General features: G+C 66.6%; 16 protein-coding genes. 4 read left to right on the top strand and 12 right to left on the bottom strand.

Going from position 1 to position 18,785, the window contains the following annotated elements:
- Window positions 1–4: 4 nt before the first annotated feature.
- From A6B37_RS17775 to A6B37_RS17760, 4 genes are all read right to left on the bottom strand, one after another.
- A complete protein-coding gene (locus A6B37_RS17775) occupies window positions 5–964 on the bottom strand; it encodes a tripartite tricarboxylate transporter substrate binding protein (RefSeq protein ID WP_111826501.1) in 960 nt (319 codons plus the stop codon).
- 75 nt (window positions 965–1,039) lie between these two features.
- Window positions 1,040–2,248 (bottom strand): CaiB/BaiF CoA-transferase family protein, encoded by a 1,209-nt coding sequence (locus A6B37_RS17770; protein WP_102774269.1) that lies wholly within the window; start codon window positions 2,246–2,248, stop codon window positions 1,040–1,042.
- Window positions 2,249–2,419: 171 nt separating this feature from the next.
- Entirely contained in the window at window positions 2,420–3,346 is a 927-nt protein-coding gene (locus A6B37_RS17765) for a LysR family transcriptional regulator (RefSeq protein WP_102774268.1), read from the bottom strand.
- Window positions 3,343–4,335: a LysR substrate-binding domain-containing protein gene (locus A6B37_RS17760; RefSeq protein WP_111826500.1), complete on the bottom strand. Its 993-nt coding sequence runs from the start codon at window positions 4,333–4,335 to the stop codon at window positions 3,343–3,345. Before A6B37_RS17760 ends, A6B37_RS17765 begins: the two co-directional genes overlap by 4 nt.
- 82 nt (window positions 4,336–4,417) lie before the next feature.
- Here A6B37_RS17760 and A6B37_RS17755 point away from each other — a divergent pair, with 82 nt between their 5' ends.
- From A6B37_RS17755 to A6B37_RS17745, 3 genes are all read left to right on the top strand, one after another.
- Window positions 4,418–5,341: a carbon-nitrogen hydrolase family protein gene (locus tag A6B37_RS17755; protein ID WP_111826499.1), complete on the top strand. Its 924-nt coding sequence runs from the start codon at window positions 4,418–4,420 to the stop codon at window positions 5,339–5,341.
- 624 nt (window positions 5,342–5,965) lie between these two features.
- The gene (locus A6B37_RS17750; protein ID WP_168202240.1) at window positions 5,966–7,906 is read left to right on the top strand and encodes an acyltransferase family protein; all 1,941 of its coding nucleotides are present in this window, start codon (window positions 5,966–5,968) and stop codon (window positions 7,904–7,906) included.
- An 83-nt stretch (window positions 7,907–7,989) separates the two neighbouring features.
- The gene (locus A6B37_RS17745; protein ID WP_111826497.1) at window positions 7,990–8,592 is read left to right on the top strand and encodes a PIN domain-containing protein; all 603 of its coding nucleotides are present in this window, start codon (window positions 7,990–7,992) and stop codon (window positions 8,590–8,592) included.
- An 18-nt stretch (window positions 8,593–8,610) separates the two neighbouring features.
- On the opposite strand, the gene A6B37_RS17740 is transcribed toward A6B37_RS17745, so the two are convergent.
- The 4 genes from A6B37_RS17740 to rpsO all read right to left on the bottom strand — a co-directional run bounded on the left by A6B37_RS17740 (window position 8,611) and on the right by rpsO (window position 13,259).
- Window positions 8,611–9,828: a threonine ammonia-lyase gene (locus A6B37_RS17740; protein ID WP_102774263.1), complete on the bottom strand. Its 1,218-nt coding sequence runs from the start codon at window positions 9,826–9,828 to the stop codon at window positions 8,611–8,613.
- Between the two features lie 12 nt (window positions 9,829–9,840).
- Window positions 9,841–10,563, bottom strand: coding sequence for a hypothetical protein (locus tag A6B37_RS17735; protein ID WP_102774262.1), 723 nt, complete (start codon window positions 10,561–10,563; stop codon window positions 9,841–9,843).
- 173 nt (window positions 10,564–10,736) lie between these two features.
- Window positions 10,737–12,899: a polyribonucleotide nucleotidyltransferase gene (gene pnp, locus A6B37_RS17730; protein ID WP_111826496.1), complete on the bottom strand. Its 2,163-nt coding sequence runs from the start codon at window positions 12,897–12,899 to the stop codon at window positions 10,737–10,739.
- A gap of 90 nt (window positions 12,900–12,989) precedes the next feature.
- Complete coding sequence (gene rpsO / locus A6B37_RS17725) at window positions 12,990–13,259, bottom strand: 30S ribosomal protein S15 (protein ID WP_006223612.1); 270 nt, start codon at window positions 13,257–13,259, stop codon at window positions 12,990–12,992.
- A gap of 340 nt (window positions 13,260–13,599) precedes the next feature.
- Between rpsO and A6B37_RS17720 the strand changes: the two genes are divergently transcribed.
- On the top strand, window positions 13,600–14,118 hold the full coding sequence (locus tag A6B37_RS17720) for a hypothetical protein (RefSeq protein ID WP_102774260.1): 519 nt from the start codon (window positions 13,600–13,602) through the stop codon (window positions 14,116–14,118).
- 69 nt (window positions 14,119–14,187) lie between these two features.
- Here A6B37_RS17720 and pssA read toward each other — a convergent pair whose 3' ends face one another.
- The 4 genes from pssA to A6B37_RS17700 form a co-directional block, all read right to left on the bottom strand.
- Window positions 14,188–14,961, bottom strand: a complete 774-nt coding sequence (gene pssA, locus A6B37_RS17715) for a CDP-diacylglycerol--serine O-phosphatidyltransferase (RefSeq protein WP_102774259.1) — start codon at window positions 14,959–14,961, stop codon at window positions 14,188–14,190.
- A 179-nt stretch (window positions 14,962–15,140) separates the two neighbouring features.
- Entirely contained in the window at window positions 15,141–16,157 is a 1,017-nt protein-coding gene (gene ilvC / locus A6B37_RS17710) for a ketol-acid reductoisomerase (RefSeq protein WP_102774258.1), read from the bottom strand.
- 59 nt (window positions 16,158–16,216) lie between these two features.
- Window positions 16,217–16,708, bottom strand: a complete 492-nt coding sequence (gene ilvN, locus A6B37_RS17705) for an acetolactate synthase small subunit (protein ID WP_102774257.1) — start codon at window positions 16,706–16,708, stop codon at window positions 16,217–16,219.
- Window positions 16,709–16,719: 11 nt separating this feature from the next.
- Entirely contained in the window at window positions 16,720–18,510 is a 1,791-nt protein-coding gene (locus A6B37_RS17700) for an acetolactate synthase 3 catalytic subunit (protein ID WP_280638437.1), read from the bottom strand.
- Window positions 18,511–18,785 lie beyond the last annotated feature (275 nt).

Below are 18,785 nucleotides of genomic sequence, written 5' to 3'. Positions count from 1 at the left end.
GGGCTTATTGCTGCACCACGATGCCCGCGCTCTTGATGGTCTCGCGCGCCTTGCCGATGTCCGACTGGATCAGCGCGGCGAACTGCTCGGTGGAAACCGGATCGGTCTCCAGCCCCTGCGAGGCCAGCGCCTCCTGCACGTCCTTGCGCGCCAGCAGCTTGTTGAAATCGCTGTTCAGGCGGGACACCACGGCCTTGGGCGTCTTGGCCGGAGCCAGCACGCCGTAGTAGGTGACCACGCTGAAGTCCTTGTAGCCCAGCTCGGCGACGGTGGGCACGTCCGGCAGCGCGGGATTGCGCTTGGGCGAGGTCACGGCCAGCGCGCGCACCTTGCCGGACTTGATCAGCGTCGCGGCCGACGAGATCGACGAGCCCGCGAACTGCAGGTGGCCGCCCATCAGATCCGCCAGCGCGGGCGCCGAACCCTTGTATGGCACGTGCTGCATCTTGAAGCCGGCCTCGTGCTGCAGCATCTCCATGGCGATGTGCACGCCGCCGCCCGTGCCGGAGGTGCCGTACGAGATCTTGTTGGGCTCTTTCTTGGCGGCCTCGATCACTTCGGGCAGGGTCTTGTACGGCGAGCCGTCGGCCACCAGCAGCACCATGGGCGTGGTGGCCACCAGCGCCACCGGTGCCAGGTCCTTGACCGGGTCGTACGACACCTTCATCAGCAGCGGTATCAGCGTGACGTTGTCGGACTGGCCTATCACCAGGTCGTAGCCCTGGGCGGGCGAGCGCGCCGCCTCGGCCAGGCCCAGCGCCGTGCCCGCGCCCGGCTTGTTTTCCGGGATGACGGCCCAGCCGTTGAGCTCATGCAGCTTGGTGCTCATCAGGCGGCCGATATAGTCGGTGCCGCCGCCGGGCGTGGACGGAATGATGATGCGGATGGGCTTGTTGGGGTAGTCCTGCGCGTGCGCCGTGCACGCGGCGGCCAGGGCGGCCACCGCCAGAAGTTTGCGGATCATCTCGGGTGTCTCCTCTTCGATGGAAGTCTTGGCGGTCTGTCGCCGCCTCGACGGGGTTCGGGCGCCTGCGTCCCCTCAGGCGATGACGCCGGCCGAGCGCAAGGCGTCGATACGCTCGGCATCCCAGCCCAGGCCCCGCAGGATGGCTTGCGTGTCGCCGCCCCGGTGGGGCGGGTCGCAGCGCTTGCCGGCCTTGCGGCCGTCGAATTCGATCGGCAGGGCCGCCGCGTCGATCTCGCCGCCGTCCGGCAGCCGCGTCTTCAGCAGCGCGCCGCCGGCGTTGAGGTGCGCGTCCTGCAGCAGGTCGTGCGGCTGGCGGATCGGACCGTAGGACAGGTTGGCCGCCTCCAGCGCGGCGCACAGCGCATCCGTCTTCCAGGTCTTCAGGATCTCGGCCACGCCCGGCACCAGCCACGGCCGCGCGGCTTCGCGATCGACGGCGGTGGCCAGCCGCGGATCGGCGGCCCATTCCGGCGGCAGGAAGGTCTGCGCGAAGTTGCGCCATTGCGCATCGCCGACCACCGCCACGAACACCCGGCCGTCGGCCGTATCGAAGATGTCGTATACCCCCCAGGGCGGCCGCCGCTCGGCGCCCATGGGCCTGGGCGCCGATCCGGTCAACTGGTACTGGGCGATGAACTGCGCCACCAGCAGCAGGTTGTTCTCGAACAGGCCCGAGCGCACGTGCCGGCCGCGCCCCGTCAGATGGCGGTCGTGCAGGGCCGCCAGTGCGCCCACCACGCCGAACGTTCCGCCTAGGATGTCGTTGACCGACGCCGCCACGCGCTGCGGCGTATCGGCGCCCCCGTTGATATAGGCCAGCCCGCCCATCATCTGCACCACTTCGTCGAGCGCGGTGCGGTGTTTGTAGGGGCCGGACAGAAAGCCCTTGAGCGATACGTAGATCAGCTTCGGGTTCGCGGCCGACAGCGATTCGTAGTCCAGCCCGTACTGGGCCAGGCTGCCGTCGCGGAAGTTCTCCACCAGCATGTCGGCCTGCAGCGCCAGCTCGCGCACCACCGCCTGCCCCTGCGGCGCCTTCAGGTCGATGGCCAGGCTTTGCTTGTTGCGGTTGAACACCGGGAAATAGCCGCTGCCCGAACCCTTGAGGCGGCGCGTGCGGTCGCCTTCGATGGGCTCGACCTTGATGACTTCGGCGCCCAGGTCGGCCAGCGCCAGGCCGGCCGCCGGCCCCATGATCATGTGGGACAGCTCCAGCACCTTGATGCCGCGCAAGGGCAATTCGTCGTTGTCCATGAAGGGTGAAGCCGGTGCTGCGCTCATCGATGTTTCCTCTGGCCCGCGTTGGATGAACCGGCGCGGCCCGCTCCGGAAACCGGGCCGGCCGCCGCCGCAATGCATCCATGATCGCCGCCGCGGGCGCGTCGCGGGTAGCGGTCTTTCAGCACCGGGGCATTCTCGTTTCGGAACGTCCGGGTTAGCCCCAGTGAGGCGTCATGCGCCGGCGGCGGGCAGCACGCCCAGGTGCGCCAGCAGCGTGCGCGCCGCCGGCGCCAGCGCGTCCGGGTCGCGCACGGCGATGCACAAGGGCGTGCTGGACCAGGGACCGGTCAGGCGGATGAAACGGATGTCCAGGTGCGCGTGGCGCGCCTTCAGGTACAGCGGCACCACCGCCACGCCCATGCCGCGGGCAACCAGCGTGCAGATGGTCTCGTGCGCGCTGACGCGGGCGCTGATGCGCCGCGTCACGCCGGCCTCGCGGGCGGCCTGCTCGAATACGCTGCTGATGCCGTTGTCGCGGTTCAGCTCGATCTGCTCATAGGGCAGCAGCTGCGCATAGTCCAGCGTTTCGCGCTCGGCCAGCAGATGCTGCCCCGGCACCACCGCCGCCAGCTCGCAATGGCCGCAGGGATAGACCTGCAGGCCCTCGTGGCCGAAGTCCGAGCCCGCCGCCACGTCGGCCTGCCCTTCCAGCACGGCGCGAAACGCGGCCTGCGTGGTGTCCTCCTGCAGCAGGATGTCGATCTGCGGATGCGCGCGGCGAAACGACTGGATCTGCTCCGGCAGCTCGCCGGACAGCGCCGCCACGCTGACCGCCAGCCTGACGCGCCCGCGCACGCCGGTCGCGAATCCCGCCATTTCGCGGTGCATGCGCTCCATGTCCTGCAGCAGGCGCCGCACGTGCGCAGCCAGCGCATCGCCGGCCGGCGTGGGCTGCACGCCCTTGACGCCGCGTTCCAGCAACAGCACGCCGAACGCCTCTTCCATTTCCGACATGCGCTTGCTGACCGCCGAAGGCACGATGTTCTCGCGGGCGGCGGCGCGCGCCAGGCTGCCTTCCTGCAGGGCGGACAGGAACAGGCGCAGCGACACCAGGTCGATGTCGCGCGGCGGCGGGATGAGGGGTGCGGCGGGTTTCATGGGCGCAAGTGTCCCGCGTTGTCCGCCGCAGCGGTCACGGGGGTTTCCCCGATAGCCGTGCCCGAAGGCATCCAGTCGAACGCCTCCAGCAGGCCCAGCACGCTGCGCCTCACCGCCGCCACCGCCGCGTCGCGCAATGCGTCAGTCCGCCATCCCATTTCGATGGCGTAGCCCGGCATGGCCAGCGGACAGGGCAGCATGCGCAGCCCCGTGGCCGCGGCCAGTCCGCGCGCGGCATGCGCGGGCAGGGTCGAAATGGAATCGCTGCCGCGCAATAGAAAGGCCAACGCGGCGAAATGCGTGGTCGACGCCTGCACCCGCCGCGCCAGCCCCAGGCCGTGCAGCACCTCGTCCACCACGCCGATGAAGCCGCCCGAGGACACCAGCACGTGCCGGCGGCGGATGAACTCGTCCACGGTCAGCGCCGCCTGTCCCGGCGTCAGGCTCGCCGGGTCCAGCAGACAGGCGTAGCCGCCCTGCCCGACCGTCACCCGCTGCAGGGCATGAGAAGCCAGGCCGCCCGAAGCAATGACCAGATCGGCCTCGCGCGCCATCAGCATGTCCGCGGCCAGCCGGCTGTGGGTCTGCCGGAAGATGAGGCGCAGGCCCGGCGCGCTGGCGGCCAGCGCGCCGATCGCCTGCCGCCCCAGCGCGATCTCGAAGTCGTCGGACAGGCCCAGCGTCACCGACCGCCCGGCGAAATCCGCCGCCTCTGGGCGCGCCAGCGCCAGGCTCTGGCGGCACTTGTCCAGCGCCTCGCCGATGACCGGCCGCAGCTCGCGCGCCCGCAGGCTGGGTGCCAGGCCCCGGCCGGTGCGCACGAACAGCGGGTCCGCATACAGCGTGCGCAGGCGCCCCAGCGCGGCGCTGACCGCCGACTGCGTCACGCCCAGGCGCAAGGCCGCGCGGCCGGCCCCGCCCTCGTCGTAGATCGCCTCGAAGACCTTCAGCAGGTTGAGGTCCGTCGATTCGATATCAATTCTGTTCATATCATTTATCTCCGGGCGGGATTGATTGATTTTAGGGCGGGCCGGACACTGTGCCGACCCTCCATCCACCCGCGAGACCCCCATGACCGCGAAAACCGTCGCCGCGCTGCAGATCGGCGCTTCCTCCGAAGGCAAGGCCCGCACGCTGGAACACATCCTGGCCTTCGAAACCGACATCGCCGCCAGCGGCGCCGCGCTGGTCGTCATGCCCGAAGCGCTGCTGGGCGGCTACCCCAAGGGCGAAATCTTCGGCACCCGCCTGGGCTACCGCCTGCCGGAAGGCCGCGAGGCCTATGCCCGCTATTACGAGAACGCCATCGACGTGCCCGGCCCGGAAACCGACGCGCTGGCCGCCCTGTCGCAGCGCACCGGCGCCAGCCTGGTCGTGGGCGTGATCGAACGCGGCGGCAGCACGCTGTACTGCACCGCGCTCTTCTTCGAGCCCGACGCGGGCCTGGCCGCCAAGCACCGCAAGCTCATGCCGACGGGCACCGAGCGCCTGATCTGGGGCCAGGGCGACGGCTCCACCCTGCCCGTGGTCGACACGGCCGCCGGCCGCATCGGCGGCGCCATCTGCTGGGAAAACCACATGCCGCTGCTGCGCACCGCCATGTACGCCAAGGGCGTCGAAATCTGGTGCGCGCCCACGGTGGACGAACGCGACATCTGGCAATGCTCGATGCGCCACATCGCCCACGAAGGCCGCTGCTTCGTGGTCAGCGCCTGCCAGGTACAGCCCTCGCCCGCCGAACTCGGCCAGGACGTGCCGGGCTGGGAAGCCACCCGGCCGCTGATCAACGGCGGCTCGGTCATCGTCGGCCCGCTGGGCCAGGTGCTGGCCGGGCCGATGCACGGCGGAACGGGGCTGCTGACCGCGGAGGTCGACACCGAAGAGCTGGTGCGGGCCCGCTACGATTTCGACGTGGTGGGGCATTATGCGCGTCCCGACGTGTTTTCCCTGACCGTGGACGAACGGCCGCGCACGTCCGTGCGTTTCACCGAGTGATGGACGCCGCCGCCAATATCCCCATGCGCGGGATGGTATAGTCACGCCCGCTGCCGGTCCTCACCGGGCCGGCAACGCCCGAGTGGTGAAATTGGTAGACACAAGGGACTTGAATCAATTTGAGCCCTTTGGAGGAAACTCCAAAGGTGTAGCCCGTCAAACTCGGCGAATGCCCTGGACCCGTTCCGAGCCAACGCCGAGCCAAGCCCAGGCCGTATCGCCGGGGAAGGTGTAGAGAGCAGACGGCGGGCACCTAAGGCCGCAAGGCTAAGGTGAAGGCGTGCTCCAGACCACGAACAGCGCCCGCGCTGGCGGCGAAAGCCGAAGTGGTAAGAAAATCCCTCGGCCTCGCGGCCGTACCGGTTCGATTCCGGTCTCGGGCACCACCCCTCTCCCCTGCGCTTTTCCTCTCCCACGGCCCTATAACCCCGGGATCGCGCCTGCGCCATACGGATGAATACCGATGGCCGATATGGGCTTCGGCCGGCATTTGTCTTTTAGAATCAATGGATTTTTCGGCGGCCTGCGGAAAATTCCGTCTACGGCTCAACATGTTGCGCGGCGGATTCCGAGGATATGTCACTACCCCAGCACAAAGCCGGATACAGGCCCGATATCGATGGCTTGCGGGCCATCGCAGTATTGGCGGTCGTCGTCTTCCACCTGAATAAAACCTGGCTGCCCGGCGGTTTCGTCGGCGTCGACGTTTTTTTCGTCATCTCCGGCTTTCTGATCACCGGCATCCTCAGCCGCAACATCGCCGCCGGCACATTTTCCTTCGCCGATTTCTATCTGGCCCGCGCCCGCCGCATCCTGCCGGCGTCGCTGTTCTGCATCGTCGTCACGCTTCTGGTCGGCGCCGTTTTCATGCTGCCGAAGGACGCCCGCGACCTGGGCGCTTCGGCCGCCGCCAGCGTGATTTCCGCGGGCAACATCTATTTCTGGAAGTTCCTCGACACCAGCTATTTCGCCGCCTCCTCGGAAACGGTTCCGCTGCTGCATCTGTGGTCGCTGGCGGTGGAGGAACAGTTCTATCTGTTCTGGCCGCTGATGCTGCTGGCGGCCTACAAGTGGCTGCCCGACTTCATGAGGCCCGTGCTGGGCCTCATCCTGATCGCAGTGAGTTTCCTGGTCGGCCAGCGCTACCTGGCGTCCGATCCCTCTTTTTCGTATTACATGCTGCCGGCGCGCGCCGGGGAGCTGATGATGGGCGCGGCGGCCTACTGGTGCAGCACCCGCATGGCCGGGCTGAAGCGGGGGTACGCCGAACTGCTGGCCGTGGCCGGCCTTGCCCTGGTCGCCTGGTCCGTGGCGCGCCTGAGCGAGACGGGAGGATTTCCCGGATACGCCGCGGTTCCGCCCACGCTGGGCGCGGCGATGCTGATCCTGGCCGGATCGACGCATCGGACCATCACGGGCCGCCTGTTGTCGCTCGCCCCCATGGTCGCTGTGGGCCGGGTTTCGTACTCGCTCTATCTGTGGCACTGGCCCGTGATGGCGTTCTATCGGTACGCCTACGGCGAACCGACGCCGGCCGGCTATCTGTACTGCGTGGCGGCCATGACCATCATGACGCTGATCTCGTATTTCGGTGTGGAAAAGCCCTTGCGCGCCGGCCGCTCCAGGTCTCGGGCCCGGGCTGCGGCGCAATTCGGCGCCGTCAGCGCCGCGCTGGCCGGCATCGCCGTGTATGTTTCCGTCACCAGCGGCCTGCTGTTCAAGCCAGCCGGGTATGAGGCGCAACTGGCCCGGCTGGACGGCGCCACCAAGCCGGCCAGCGAGTATTCCTACAATTGCCAGACCGGCTCCTTCGATGAGCATGCGCTGAGCGACCCGCGCTGCGTGATCGGAAAAAAAGGCGCGCCGGTAAAAACCCTGCTCTGGGGCGATTCGCACGCGGCGCACTACGTCGGTTATTTCGACGAAATCGGCAAATATGCCGGGGTCGCGCTCAGGAACATATCCATCTCCGGCTGCATGCCGCTGTTCGGCACATCCGCGCAATACACCATGCCCGCCATCCGCGACACCTGCGCCAAATTCAATGAGGCCATGGAGACGGAGGTCGGCAAATACGACACGGTGATCCTGGGCAGCGCCTGGGTGGGTTTCGACCGGGGCAATTCGCGCCAGGACATCGCCGCCACGGTCGCGACATTGAGCAAGCGGGTCCCGCACGTCGTGATCGCCCTGTCGGCCCCGCTGTTCCTGCAATACGACCGCGAATGCGACAAGAAGGCGCTGACGATTCCGGCCATGCGCTGCGACGAAAAACGCACCCAGCGCGACGGCCCGGAGCGCGACGTCAACGCCTACCTGATTGCGCTGGCCTCGAAGTTTCCCAACGTCGAAACCTTCGACATACACAACCTGCTATGCAACGGATCGGTGTGCCGCGCCGAGGTCCAGGGCGTGCCCGTGTATTTCGATCCCGGCCACATCAGCATGCCCGGCTCGGCGGCCTTGGGTAGGACCGCCATCGCGCAAGGCCGGATTCCGGCGTTTTTCATGCCGTCGCGGGGGCTGCTTGCGGCGCCGCGCAGCGACGCCGGGGCAAGCCGCTGAGCGCGCCGCCCGCCCCGCCGCGCAGCCCCATCGAAAAATCCATTATTCTTGCGCCTCGCCTTTCCACCCTGTCCGGCCGCACCTTGACCGTCCCTGCCGTCTCTCCGCCCTTCATCGTCCTGGACGCCTGCGTTCTCATGTCCGGCATTCTGCGCCGCCTGCTGCTGCGGCTGGCCGAGGCGGGGGTGTTCGTGCCGGTCTGGACCGACCGCATCGGCGAGGAATGGCGCCGCAACGCCTCGCGTATCTGGGAGATCCCGCCCGAGGTCATGAGCGAGATGTGGGACGAGATGAATGCGCGTTTCCCGGCCGCCCGGGAGTTGGACACGGCGGTCTACGAGGCGTCGCTGCGCTACAGCGATCCCAAGGATTTCCACGTGATCGCGGCCGGGCTGGCGCGGCGCGCCCGCTGCGGCCTGCAGCAGCCGCCGGTGGTGCAGGTGCTGACCTGGAACCTGAAGGATTTCAACCGTTCCGAACTGCGGCGCCAGGGGCTGGACGTCTACAACCCGGACCGCATGCTGGTGCAATGGTGGCAGACCGGCGCCGACCGTATCCGCGAAGCGGTGGCGCAGGTGCCGGCCGACTACGTCGCGCTGGGGCGCGAACCCGAGCCGCTGGCGGCCACCCTGCATCGCGAGCGGCTGTATGGCCTGAGGAATCTGCTGGCGCGCGAGGCGGGCTGAGCCGCCGCGCGGCCGCGCTCAGTGGTCGTGGTTGCTGGCGGCGAAACCCGCCGCGTTCAGGACGTCGATCACTTCCTGGATGTGGTCCGGGCCGCGGGTCTGCAGCACGAAGTCGACTTCGACGTTGCGCACCGGCAGCGAGGTGAAGGCGCGCTGGTGGTGGACCTCGGTGATGTTGGCCTGGGCGTCCGCGATGAGCTTGGTGGCGTGGGCCAGCGCGCCCGGCAGGTCGCGCAGGTCTACGCGGATGCGCGCCAGGCGTCCGGCGCGCACCATGCCGCGCTCGATCAGTTCGCCCAGCATCAGCGGGTCGATGTTGCCGCCGGTCAGCACCAGGCCGATGCGCTTGCCCTTGTAGCGGTCGCTGCCCGCTTCCTGCGCGTGCAGCAGCGCGGCCAGGCCGGCCGCGCCGGCGCCTTCGACCACGGATTTTTCGATCTCCAGCAGCACCACGATGGCGTGTTCGATATCGCTTTCGGACACCAGTTCGATGCGGTCGACCAGTTTGCTGACGATGGGCTGGGTCAGCGCGCCGGGCGATTTGACGGCGATGCCTTCGGCGATGGTGTACTGCCCCTGCGGCATGGAGACGCCGGTGACCGCGGCGTACATGGACGGGAAGCGTTCGGTCTGCACGCCGACGATCTCGATGCCGGGCTTGAGCGCCTTGGCCGCGGTGGCGACCCCGGATATCAGGCCGCCGCCGCCGATGGCGATGACCAGCATGTCGAGCTGCGGCTGGTCTTCCAGCATTTCCAGCGCCACGGTGCCCTGCCCCGAGATGACGGCCTCGTCGTCGTACGGATGGATCATGGTCAGCCCGCGCTCCCGGGCCAGCTCGTAGCCGCGCGCCTTGGCGTCGTCGAAGGTGTCTCCCGCCAGCACCACCTCGGCGCCGAAGCGGCGCGTGTTGGCGATTTTCACGGTGGGCGTGAAGCGCGGCATCACGATCACCGCCGGCACGCCCATGCGCTGCGCGTGGTAGGCCACGCCCTGGGCGTGGTTGCCGGCGGACACGGCGATCACGCCGGCGGCGCGCTCGGCGTCCGACAGGGTCAGCATGCGGTTCAGCGCGCCGCGCTCCTTGAAGGAAGCCGTGAACTGCAGGTTCTCGAATTTCAGCCAGATCTCGGCGCCGAAAATATCGGACAGCGTGCGGGAAAGGGTAAACGGGGTCTTCAGCACCTGGCCGCGCAGGTTCTCGCGGGCGGTCTGAATGGAAGCGATATCGATCACGATGGGAAATCCTTAGCGCACCGGAAGGAAATTGAAGAGCAAGAGCCCCTGCGCATAGTTGATCCCGATGCGCCGCGCGTTCTCGCCCAGCAGGTTGGCGATCAGGTCCAACCGGCCGATGATGGCGCCGAATTCGCGCTCAAAGCTGAGGTTCGTGGCGTTCTGGGACATTTCGTTGGCCAGCAGCAGCGGTTCGCCCTGGTTGTCGCGGCGCGACGCCAGCAGCCAGGCGGCCGCTTCGACGTTCCGTGCGGCATTGTAGACCCGCTGCCCGTCCAGCGCGTCCATGGCGTACAACCGGGTTTTCCCATTATGGGCCGCGATGATGGTGTCGGCCAGGCCGTAGATGAATGCGCCGACGCGGTCGCCGGTGTAGTTGGGGTCCAGCGACACCGCCAGGATCTGGATGTCGCGCAGGCCCTGCAGGTCGCGGGGCGGGATGCGGACTTCGATCGCGTGCTTGACCAGCGCCACCGCCTTGGCCTGGTCCGGGGCCCCGGTCTTGCGCCATTCGCGCGGGTTGCGGCGATACAGCTTGTCCAGCAGCACGTAGAGGCTGGCGAGGTTGTCGCGCACCTCCAGCGTGACGGTGCGGTTGAAGTCGGTCTGGCCGAACTGGTCGGCGGACATGTCCTCGCTCTTGGGCCCGCGCTGGCCGGGCGCGGGGTTCATACAGCCGGCCAGCAGCGCCGCGATCAGCCCCGCCGCGCCAGCGGATCTCAGCCATCCGGTCATGCCTTGCCCATCCGTTTCCCCCCGTGCGCTCTACCGGCCGCCGGCGGCATCGGCCCGGTCCGGCTCTTCGCGCAAGACTTTACAGGAAATCGGCGCGTCGTCGGCCGCGGCCGGCTACAGAATGAAAAACGGCGCCCCGAGGGGCGCCGTTCCTGGCTACCGGTCGCGCAGGCTTATTCGGCTTGCGGTTCCGATTGCGGGGCGGCTTCCGGAGCGGCAGCGGCCTGCTGCTGCTCGATGCCGCCGATGGCCTTGATCGACAGGCGCAGGCGGCCCTTGTCGTCGGCCTCGATGACCTTGACGCGGACCTGCTGGCCGACCTTCAGCACATCGTTGATGTTGGCGATGCGGTAGTTGGCGATCTCCGAGATGTGCAGCAGGCCGTCGCGGCCCGGCAGCACCTGCACGATGGCGCCGAAGTCCAGCAGGCGCAGCACCGAGCCTTCGTAGATCTGGCCCACTTCGACGTCGGCGGTCAGCTCGACGATGCGGCGCTGGGCTTCCTTGGCCTGCGCTTCGTCGACGCTGGCGATCACGATCGTGCCGTCGTCGGAGATGTCGATCTGCGTGCCGGTTTCTTCGGTCAGCGCGCGGATGGTGGCGCCGCCCTTGCCGATCACGTCGCGGATCTTCTCGGGGTTGATCTTGATGGTCAGCATGCGCGGGGCGAAAGCCGACAGCTCGCCGCGCGAACCGTCCAGGGCTTCCTTCATCTTGCCCAGGATGTGCAGGCGGCCTTCGCGGGCCTGGGCCAGCGCCACCTGCATGATTTCCTTGGTGATGCCCTGGATCTTGATGTCCATCTGGAGCGCGGTGACGCCGTTCTCGGTGCCCGCGACCTTGAAGTCCATGTCGCCCAGGTGATCTTCGTCGCCCAGGATGTCGGTCAGCACGGCGAACTTGCCGCCGTCCAGGATCAGGCCCATGGCCACGCCGGCCACGTGATCCTTGACCGGCACGCCGGCGTCCATCATGGCCAGCGAGCCGCCGCAGACCGAAGCCATCGACGAGGAGCCGTTGGACTCGGTGATTTCCGACACGATGCGGATGGTGTACTGGAAGTCCTCGGGCGCCGGCAGCAGCGGGATCAGCGCGCGCTTGGCCAGGCGGCCGTGGCCGATTTCGCGGCGCTTGGGCACGCCGATGCGGCCCGTTTCGCCGGTGGCGAACGGAGGCATGTTGTAGTGCAGCATGAAGCGGTCGCGGTACTCGCCCATGAGCGCGTCGATGATCTGCTCATCCTGCTTGGTGCCCAGCGTGGCGACGACCAGCGCCTGGGTTTCGCCGCGGGTGAACAGCGCGCTGCCGTGCGCGCGGGGCAGCACGCCCAGGCGCACGCTGATCGGACGCACGGTGCGGGTGTCGCGGCCGTCGATGCGCGGCTCGCCGTTGAGGATCTGGCCGCGGACGATGGCCGATTCCAGCGAGAACAGGATGTTGTCGACGGTCACGGCGTCCGGGGCCGGCTCGCCCTTCTCGGCGGCGGCGGCGTTCAGCTTCTCCGACACGCTGGCGTAGACTTCGCGCAGCTGCGTGGTGCGGGCCTGCTTTTCGCGGATCTGGTAGGCGGCGCTCAGGCCTTCCTGGGCGGCGGCGGTGACGGCGGAGATCAGGGCCTCGTCCTTGGCCGGCGGCTGCCAGTCCCAATCGGGCTTGCCGGCTTCCTTGACCAGTTCGTGGATGGCGTTGATGACGGCCTGCATCTGCTCGTGGCCGTAGACCACGCCGCCCAGCATGATTTCTTCGGACAGCTCGCGGGCTTCCGATTCCACCATCAGCACGGCGTTCTCGGTGCCGGCGACGACCAGGTCCAGCTGCGACGACTTCAGCTGCGAGGCGGTCGGGTTGATGGCGTACTGGCCATCGATGTAGCCCACGCGGGCGGCGCCGATCGGGCCGTTGAACGGGATGCCCGAAATGGCCAGCGCGGCCGACGCGCCGATCATGGCGGCGATGTCCGGATCGATTTCGGGGTTGACCGACAGCGTGTGGATGACCACCTGGACTTCGTTGTAGAAGTCTTCGGGGAACAGCGGACGCAGGGGACGGTCGATCAGGCGCGAGGTCAGCGTTTCCTTCTCGGACGGCTTGCCTTCGCGCTTGAAGAAGCCGCCGGGAATGCGGCCGGCGGCGTAGGTCTTTTCGATGTAGTCGACGGTCAGCGGGAAGAACGTCTGGCCCGGCTTGGCCTTCTTGGAAGCCACGACAGTGGCCAGGACGACGGTGTCCTCGATCGACACCATCACGGCGCCGGAAGCCTGGCGGGCGATCTCGCCGGTTTCCAGGACGACCGTGTGCTGGCCGTACTGGAACGATTTTGTCACTTTATTGAACATGACGATTATTCCTTACAAATGAAAAACCGTGGCCGCCGCGACATGCGTCGCACCGACCACGGTTGCGTCATGGGGAGCCAGCCCCGTCGATCACTTGCGCAGACCGAGTTTTTCGATCAGTGCGCGGTACGAATCGGGATTGCGGCCCTTGAGGTAGTCGAGCAGCTTGCGGCGACGGCTGACCATGCGCAGCAGACCGCGGCGCGAGTGGTGATCCTTCATGTGTTCTTTGAAGTGACCGGTCAGCTCGTTGATACGGGCGGTGAGCAGAGCCACCTGGACTTCGGGGGAGCCGGTATCGCCTTGAGCGCGTTGGAATTGCGCAACGATATCGGATTTCTTGATGTCAGCAACAGACATTAATGACCTCTTCGGACATGCGACAGGGCCGAGGCGCCCTGACGTGGTTTGGAAAAAAATTTGTGCGAGCCTGGCTGTATTCGCTTTCTCACTGCTGCCAATGATGACTCAAACAGCGCCCTGAAACGTGCTCAGGCGAGCTTCGACGCCCGACTTTCGATGCACTTTCCGGTTGCTGTGGCCGGCACAAAGTACTTGCTTAAATACCTTGCTCAAATCAATACACTTGATAAAGCTCGATGATTATAGCCGATTCGCTAGAATTACCCCAATGCACCGCCCGCCTCTCCCTTTCGGGCCCGGCTGGACGGCCGCGAACCGAGCTTCGCAGGAGATGAATATGTCCAAATACTACAAGATCGCCCGCGGCGCGCTGGCCGCCGCCGCGCTGGCCGGCCTGTCGGCCTGCGCCAACATGGCCCAGATACAGCCAGGCACCCCTTACGGCGAGGTCCTGACCCAGTTCGGCAACCCGAATTTCGAATGTCCGCAGGCCAACGGCGGGCGCCGCGTCATCTGGACGCAGCAGCCCATGGGCCAGTACGCCTGGGGCACCAACGTGGGCGCCGACGGCCGCGTGGACCGCGTGCTGCCGCTGCTGACGGACGCGCACTTCAAGGTGCTGGAACAGGGCGACTGGAGCCCCGACCGGGTGCGCTGCGAATTCGGCCCGCCGGCCCGCATCGAGGAAACCGGCCTGGGCGAAAAACGCGAGGTGGTGTGGTCGTACCGCTACAAAGAGAACGGTGTGTGGAACTCGCTCATGTACGTATACATGGGCCGCGACGGCAACAAGGTCACGCATTTCCACCCTGGCCCCGACCCCATGTACGACGAAGACCGCTTCATGTGGTGGTAGCGCCGGGCCCGGCCCAAAACAAAACCCGCCGGTTCGTCGGCGGGTTTTGTTTTTACGGGCGGGCGGCGGTCAGGAAGTATGGTTGCGGCGTTCCTGCGTCAGGCGGCGCGCCCGGTTCCAGCGCCAGGCCCAGGTGATCCAGCCCGACAGGCCGTAGAGCACGAACAGGCCGAACAGCACGACCGGGGGATCACTGGAGACGAACACGAAGACCGCCACCACCAGCAGGATGCCCCAGAACGGCACGCTGCGGCCCAGCGCGAAGCTCTTGCCGCTGAAGAACGGCGCGTTCGACACCATGGTGATGCCGGCGTACATGGTCAGCGTGAACGCCACCCAGGCCATCAGGCTGTCGTGGATGGGCAGCTTGTTGTCCACCGCCAGCCAGACGAAGCCGGCCACCAGCGCGGCCGCGGCCGGGCTGGGCAGGCCCTGGAAATAGCGTTTGTCGACCACGGCGATATTGGTGTTGAAGCGCGCCAGGCGCAGCGCCGCGCCCGACACGTAGACGAAGGCGGCCAGCCAGCCCCAGCGGCCCAGGTCGTTCAGGATCCATTCGTACATCACCAGCGCCGGGGCCACGCCGAACGAGGTCATGTCGGACAGCGAGTCGTATTGCTCGCCGAAGGCCGACTGCGTGTTGGTCAGCCGCGCCACGCGGCCGTCCATGCCGTCCAGCACCATGGCGACGAAAATGGCGATGGCGGCGACTTCGAAGCGATCGTTCATGGCCTGCACGACGGCGTAGAACCCCGCGAACAACGCCGCGGTGGTGAACGCGTTGGGCAGCAGGTAGATGCTTCGGTGGCGATTCTCGGAATCGCGCATGGAAAAATTGGGCATGGTCTCAATAACTTACAACGGACTTTCAAAGGTTAACCCATCTGGCCCCGCTTGCGGGCCGCCGCAAGCGACGTGCCCGGCATTAGCCAGTCGAATACCCGAAAAAAAAAGGCATGCCCCTGCGGGCATGCCGTTTTGACCCTGATTGCGCGGGGAACGGGCCCCGCGCCGCAAAGGGATCAGTTCTTGGACTTGTCCACCAGCTTGTTGGCGGCGATCCAGGGCATCATGGCGCGCAGCTTGCCGCCCACCACTTCGATCTGCGATTCCGCGTTGATGCGGCGGCGCGAGGTCAGCGTCGGGGCGCCGGCGGCGTTTTCCAGGATGAACTTCTTGGCGTATTCGCCGGTCTGGATGTCCGTCAGGCACTGGCGCATGGCCTTGCGGGTCTCGTCGGTGACGATCTTCGGGCCGGTCTCGTATTCGCCGAATTCGGCGTTGTTCGAGATCGAGTAGTTCATGTTGGCGATGCCGCCTTCGTAGATCAGGTCGACGATCAGCTTCAGCTCGTGCAGGCACTCGAAGTAGGCCATTTCGGGCGCGTAGCCGGCTTCCACCAGCGTGTCGAAACCGGCCTTGATCAGTTCGACGGTGCCGCCGCACAGCACGGCCTGTTCGCCGAACAGGTCGGTTTCGGTTTCTTCGCGGAAGTTGGTTTCGATGATGCCGGCGCGGCCGCCGCCGTTGGCGCTGGCGTACGACAGGGCCACGTCGCGCGCGGCGCCCGACTTGTCCTGGTACACGGCCACCAGGTGCGGCACGCCGCCGCCCTGCTTGTAGGTGTTGCGCACGGTGTGGCCCGGCGCCTTCGGCGCGATCATGATGACGTCGATGTCTTCGCGCGGCACGACCTGGCCGTAGTGCACGTTAAAGCCGTGGGCGAAGGCCAGCGCGGCGCCGGCCTTGATGTTGGCGTGCACTTCCTTGTTGTAGACGGCGGCGATGTTCTCGTCGGGCAGCAGCATCATGACGATGTCGGCCGACTTGACGGCTTCGGCGACTTCCTTGACTTCCAGGCCGGCGTTGGCGGCCTTGTTCCACGAGGCGCCGCCCTTGCGCAGGCCGACCACGACCTTCACGCCCGAGTCATGCAGGTTCTGCGCGTGCGCATGGCCTTGCGAACCGTAGCCGATGATGGCGACGGTCTTGCCTTTGATGAGGGAGAGATCGCAGTCTTTGTCGTAGAAAACTTTCATGGTTGTGCTCCAGATTCCAGTATTTTGGATTTTTTCAGTTCAGATGTAGGGTGCGGCGGTCAAAGCTTCAGAATCCGTTCGCCGCGTCCGATGCCGGACACGCCGGTGCGCACGGTTTCCAGGATGGCACTGCGGTCCAGGGCCTCCAGGAAGGCCTGTACTTTTTCCTGCACCCCCGTCAGTTCGATGGTGTAGGACTTGTCGGTCACGTCGATGATGCGGCCGCGGAAGATGTCCGCCATGCGCTTCATTTCCTCGCGCTCCTTGCCGACGGCCCGCACTTTCACCAGCATCAGCTCGCGTTCGATGTGCGCGCCCTCGGTCAGGTCGACGACCTTGACCACGTCCACCAGGCGGTTCAGGTGCTTGGTGATCTGCTCGATGATCTCGTCGGACCCGGTGGTCACGATGGTCATGCGCGACAGGGTGGCGTCCTCGGTGGGCGCCACGGTCAGGGTCTCGATGTTGTAGCCCCGCGCGGAAAACAGGCCCACCACGCGCGACAGCGCGCCGGGTTCGTTTTCGAGGAGGACGGAAATCACATGCTTCATGGGTGGCCTCCTTACAGGTCTTCAGAGCCGAGCAGCATTTCGGTCAGCCCGCGGCCGGCCTTGACCATCGGCCACACGTTTTCGGTGCGGTCGGTGATGAAGTCCAGGAAGACCAGGCGGTCCTTGTGCTTCTTGAACGCTTCGCGCAGCGCCGGCTCGACGTCGGCCGGGCGCTCGATGCGCAGGCCCACGTGGCCATAGGCCTCGGCCACCTTGACGAAATCGGGCAGCGAATCCATGTAGGACTCGGAATAGCGCGAACCGTAGTCGATCTGCTGCCACTGCCGGACCATGCCCAGGAAGCGGTTGTTCAGGCAGACGATCTTCGGCGTCAGGCGGTACTGGTGGCAGGTCGACAGCTCCTGGATGTTCATCTGGATGGACGCCTCGCCGGTGATCACGGCCACGTCGCTGCCCGGATTGGCCATCTGCACGCCCATGGCATAGGGCAGGCCCACGCCCATGGTGCCCAGGCCGCCGGAATTGATCCAGCGGCGCGGCTTGTCGAACTTGTAGTACTGGGCCGCCCACATCTGGTGCTGGCCCACGTCGGAGGTGACGAAGGCGTCGCCGCCGGTCACTTCCCAGAGCTTTTCCACCACGAACTGCGGCTTGATGACCTCGTCCGAGTTGGCGTACTTCAGGCATTCCTTGCCGCGCCAGGCCTCGACCTGCTCCCACCATTTGGCGATGGAGGCGGGCTTGTGTTCGGCCGCGGCAATGTCGTACTGGGTGCTGAGATCGGCCAGCACGTCCTTCACGTTGCCCACGATCGGCACGTCCACGCGCACGCGCTTGGAGATCGACGAGGGGTCGATGTCGATGTGGATGATCTTGCGGGCGTTCTGCGCGAAGTGCTTGGGATTGCCGATCACGCGGTCGTCGAAGCGCGCGCCGATGGCCAGCAGCACGTCGCAGTGCTGCATCGCCATATTGGCTTCGTAGGTGCCGTGCATGCCGGGCATGCCCACGAACTGGCCGCTGCTGGCGGGATAGCCGCCCAGCCCCATCAGGGTGCTGGTGCACGGCGCGCCCAGCTGCGTGACGAGCTTGTTCAGTTCGGGAGCGGCGTCCGACAGGATCACGCCGCCGCCCGTGTAGATCATCGGGCGCTCGGCCGACAGCAGCATCTGCACGGCTTTCTTGATCTGCCCCTGGTGGCCCTTGTTGACGGGCGCGTAGGAGCGCATCGAGATTTCGCCCTTGGGCGGCGCGTACTTGCACTGCGCGACGGTGATGTCCTTGGGGATGTCCACCAGCACCGGGCCGGGACGGCCGGTGCGCGCGATGTAGAACGCGCGGCGCATGGTCTCGGCCAGGTCCTTGACGTCGCGCACCAGGAAATTGTGCTTGACGCAGGGGCGCGTGATGCCGACGGTGTCGCATTCCTGGAAGGCGTCTTCGCCGATGGCCGCAGTGGGCACCTGCCCGCTGATGATGACCATCGGGATGGAGTCCATGTAGGCGGTGGCGATGCCGGTGACGGCATTGGTCACGCCGGGGCCGCTGGTCACGATGCAGACGCCGACCTTTTGCGACGAGCGCGAATAGGCATCGGCGGCGTGCACGGCAGCCTGCTCGTGGCGCACCAGGATATGCTGGAATTTGTCTTGCTTGAAAATCGCGTCGTAGATGTAGAGCACCGCGCCGCCGGGGTAGCCGAAAACGTGTTCCACGCCTTCTTCGGCCAGGCAGCGCACGACGATATCGGCGCCATTCAGTTCCATGTTGTCATTCCTTTCAAAACCGGCCCTGCAAACCCTGCCTGCTGCCCGCCCGGATACGACGGCAACTGAACCCATACCGGCTGCGGCAACATGATCCGGCGCTTAGCGGCTCACGGAGCCACGCCACCCGGACACCCTGCCGACCCGGCACACGCTCGACAGAACGCAGTGCAAACGCCCCTGGGGGACGCTGGAGGTCGAAATGGAAGCCTTGGCAACACACGCTTGTGGCGCGGCCAACGGCAGGTGTAACTGCTGCGGGAGGGCTGGGAGGTGACCCTGGCCATCCGCCTCAACGCGCCGGCTTCGGATAGCGGGCCGGCGCAAGTGGGGGAATTTACCGCGTTGCG

It is taken from the genome of Achromobacter sp. HZ01, assembly GCF_003267925.1.
Taxonomy (GTDB): Bacteria; Pseudomonadota; Gammaproteobacteria; order Burkholderiales; family Burkholderiaceae_B; genus Achromobacter; species Achromobacter pulmonis_A.
This window is presented reverse-complemented; position numbering and strand designations above follow the sequence as displayed.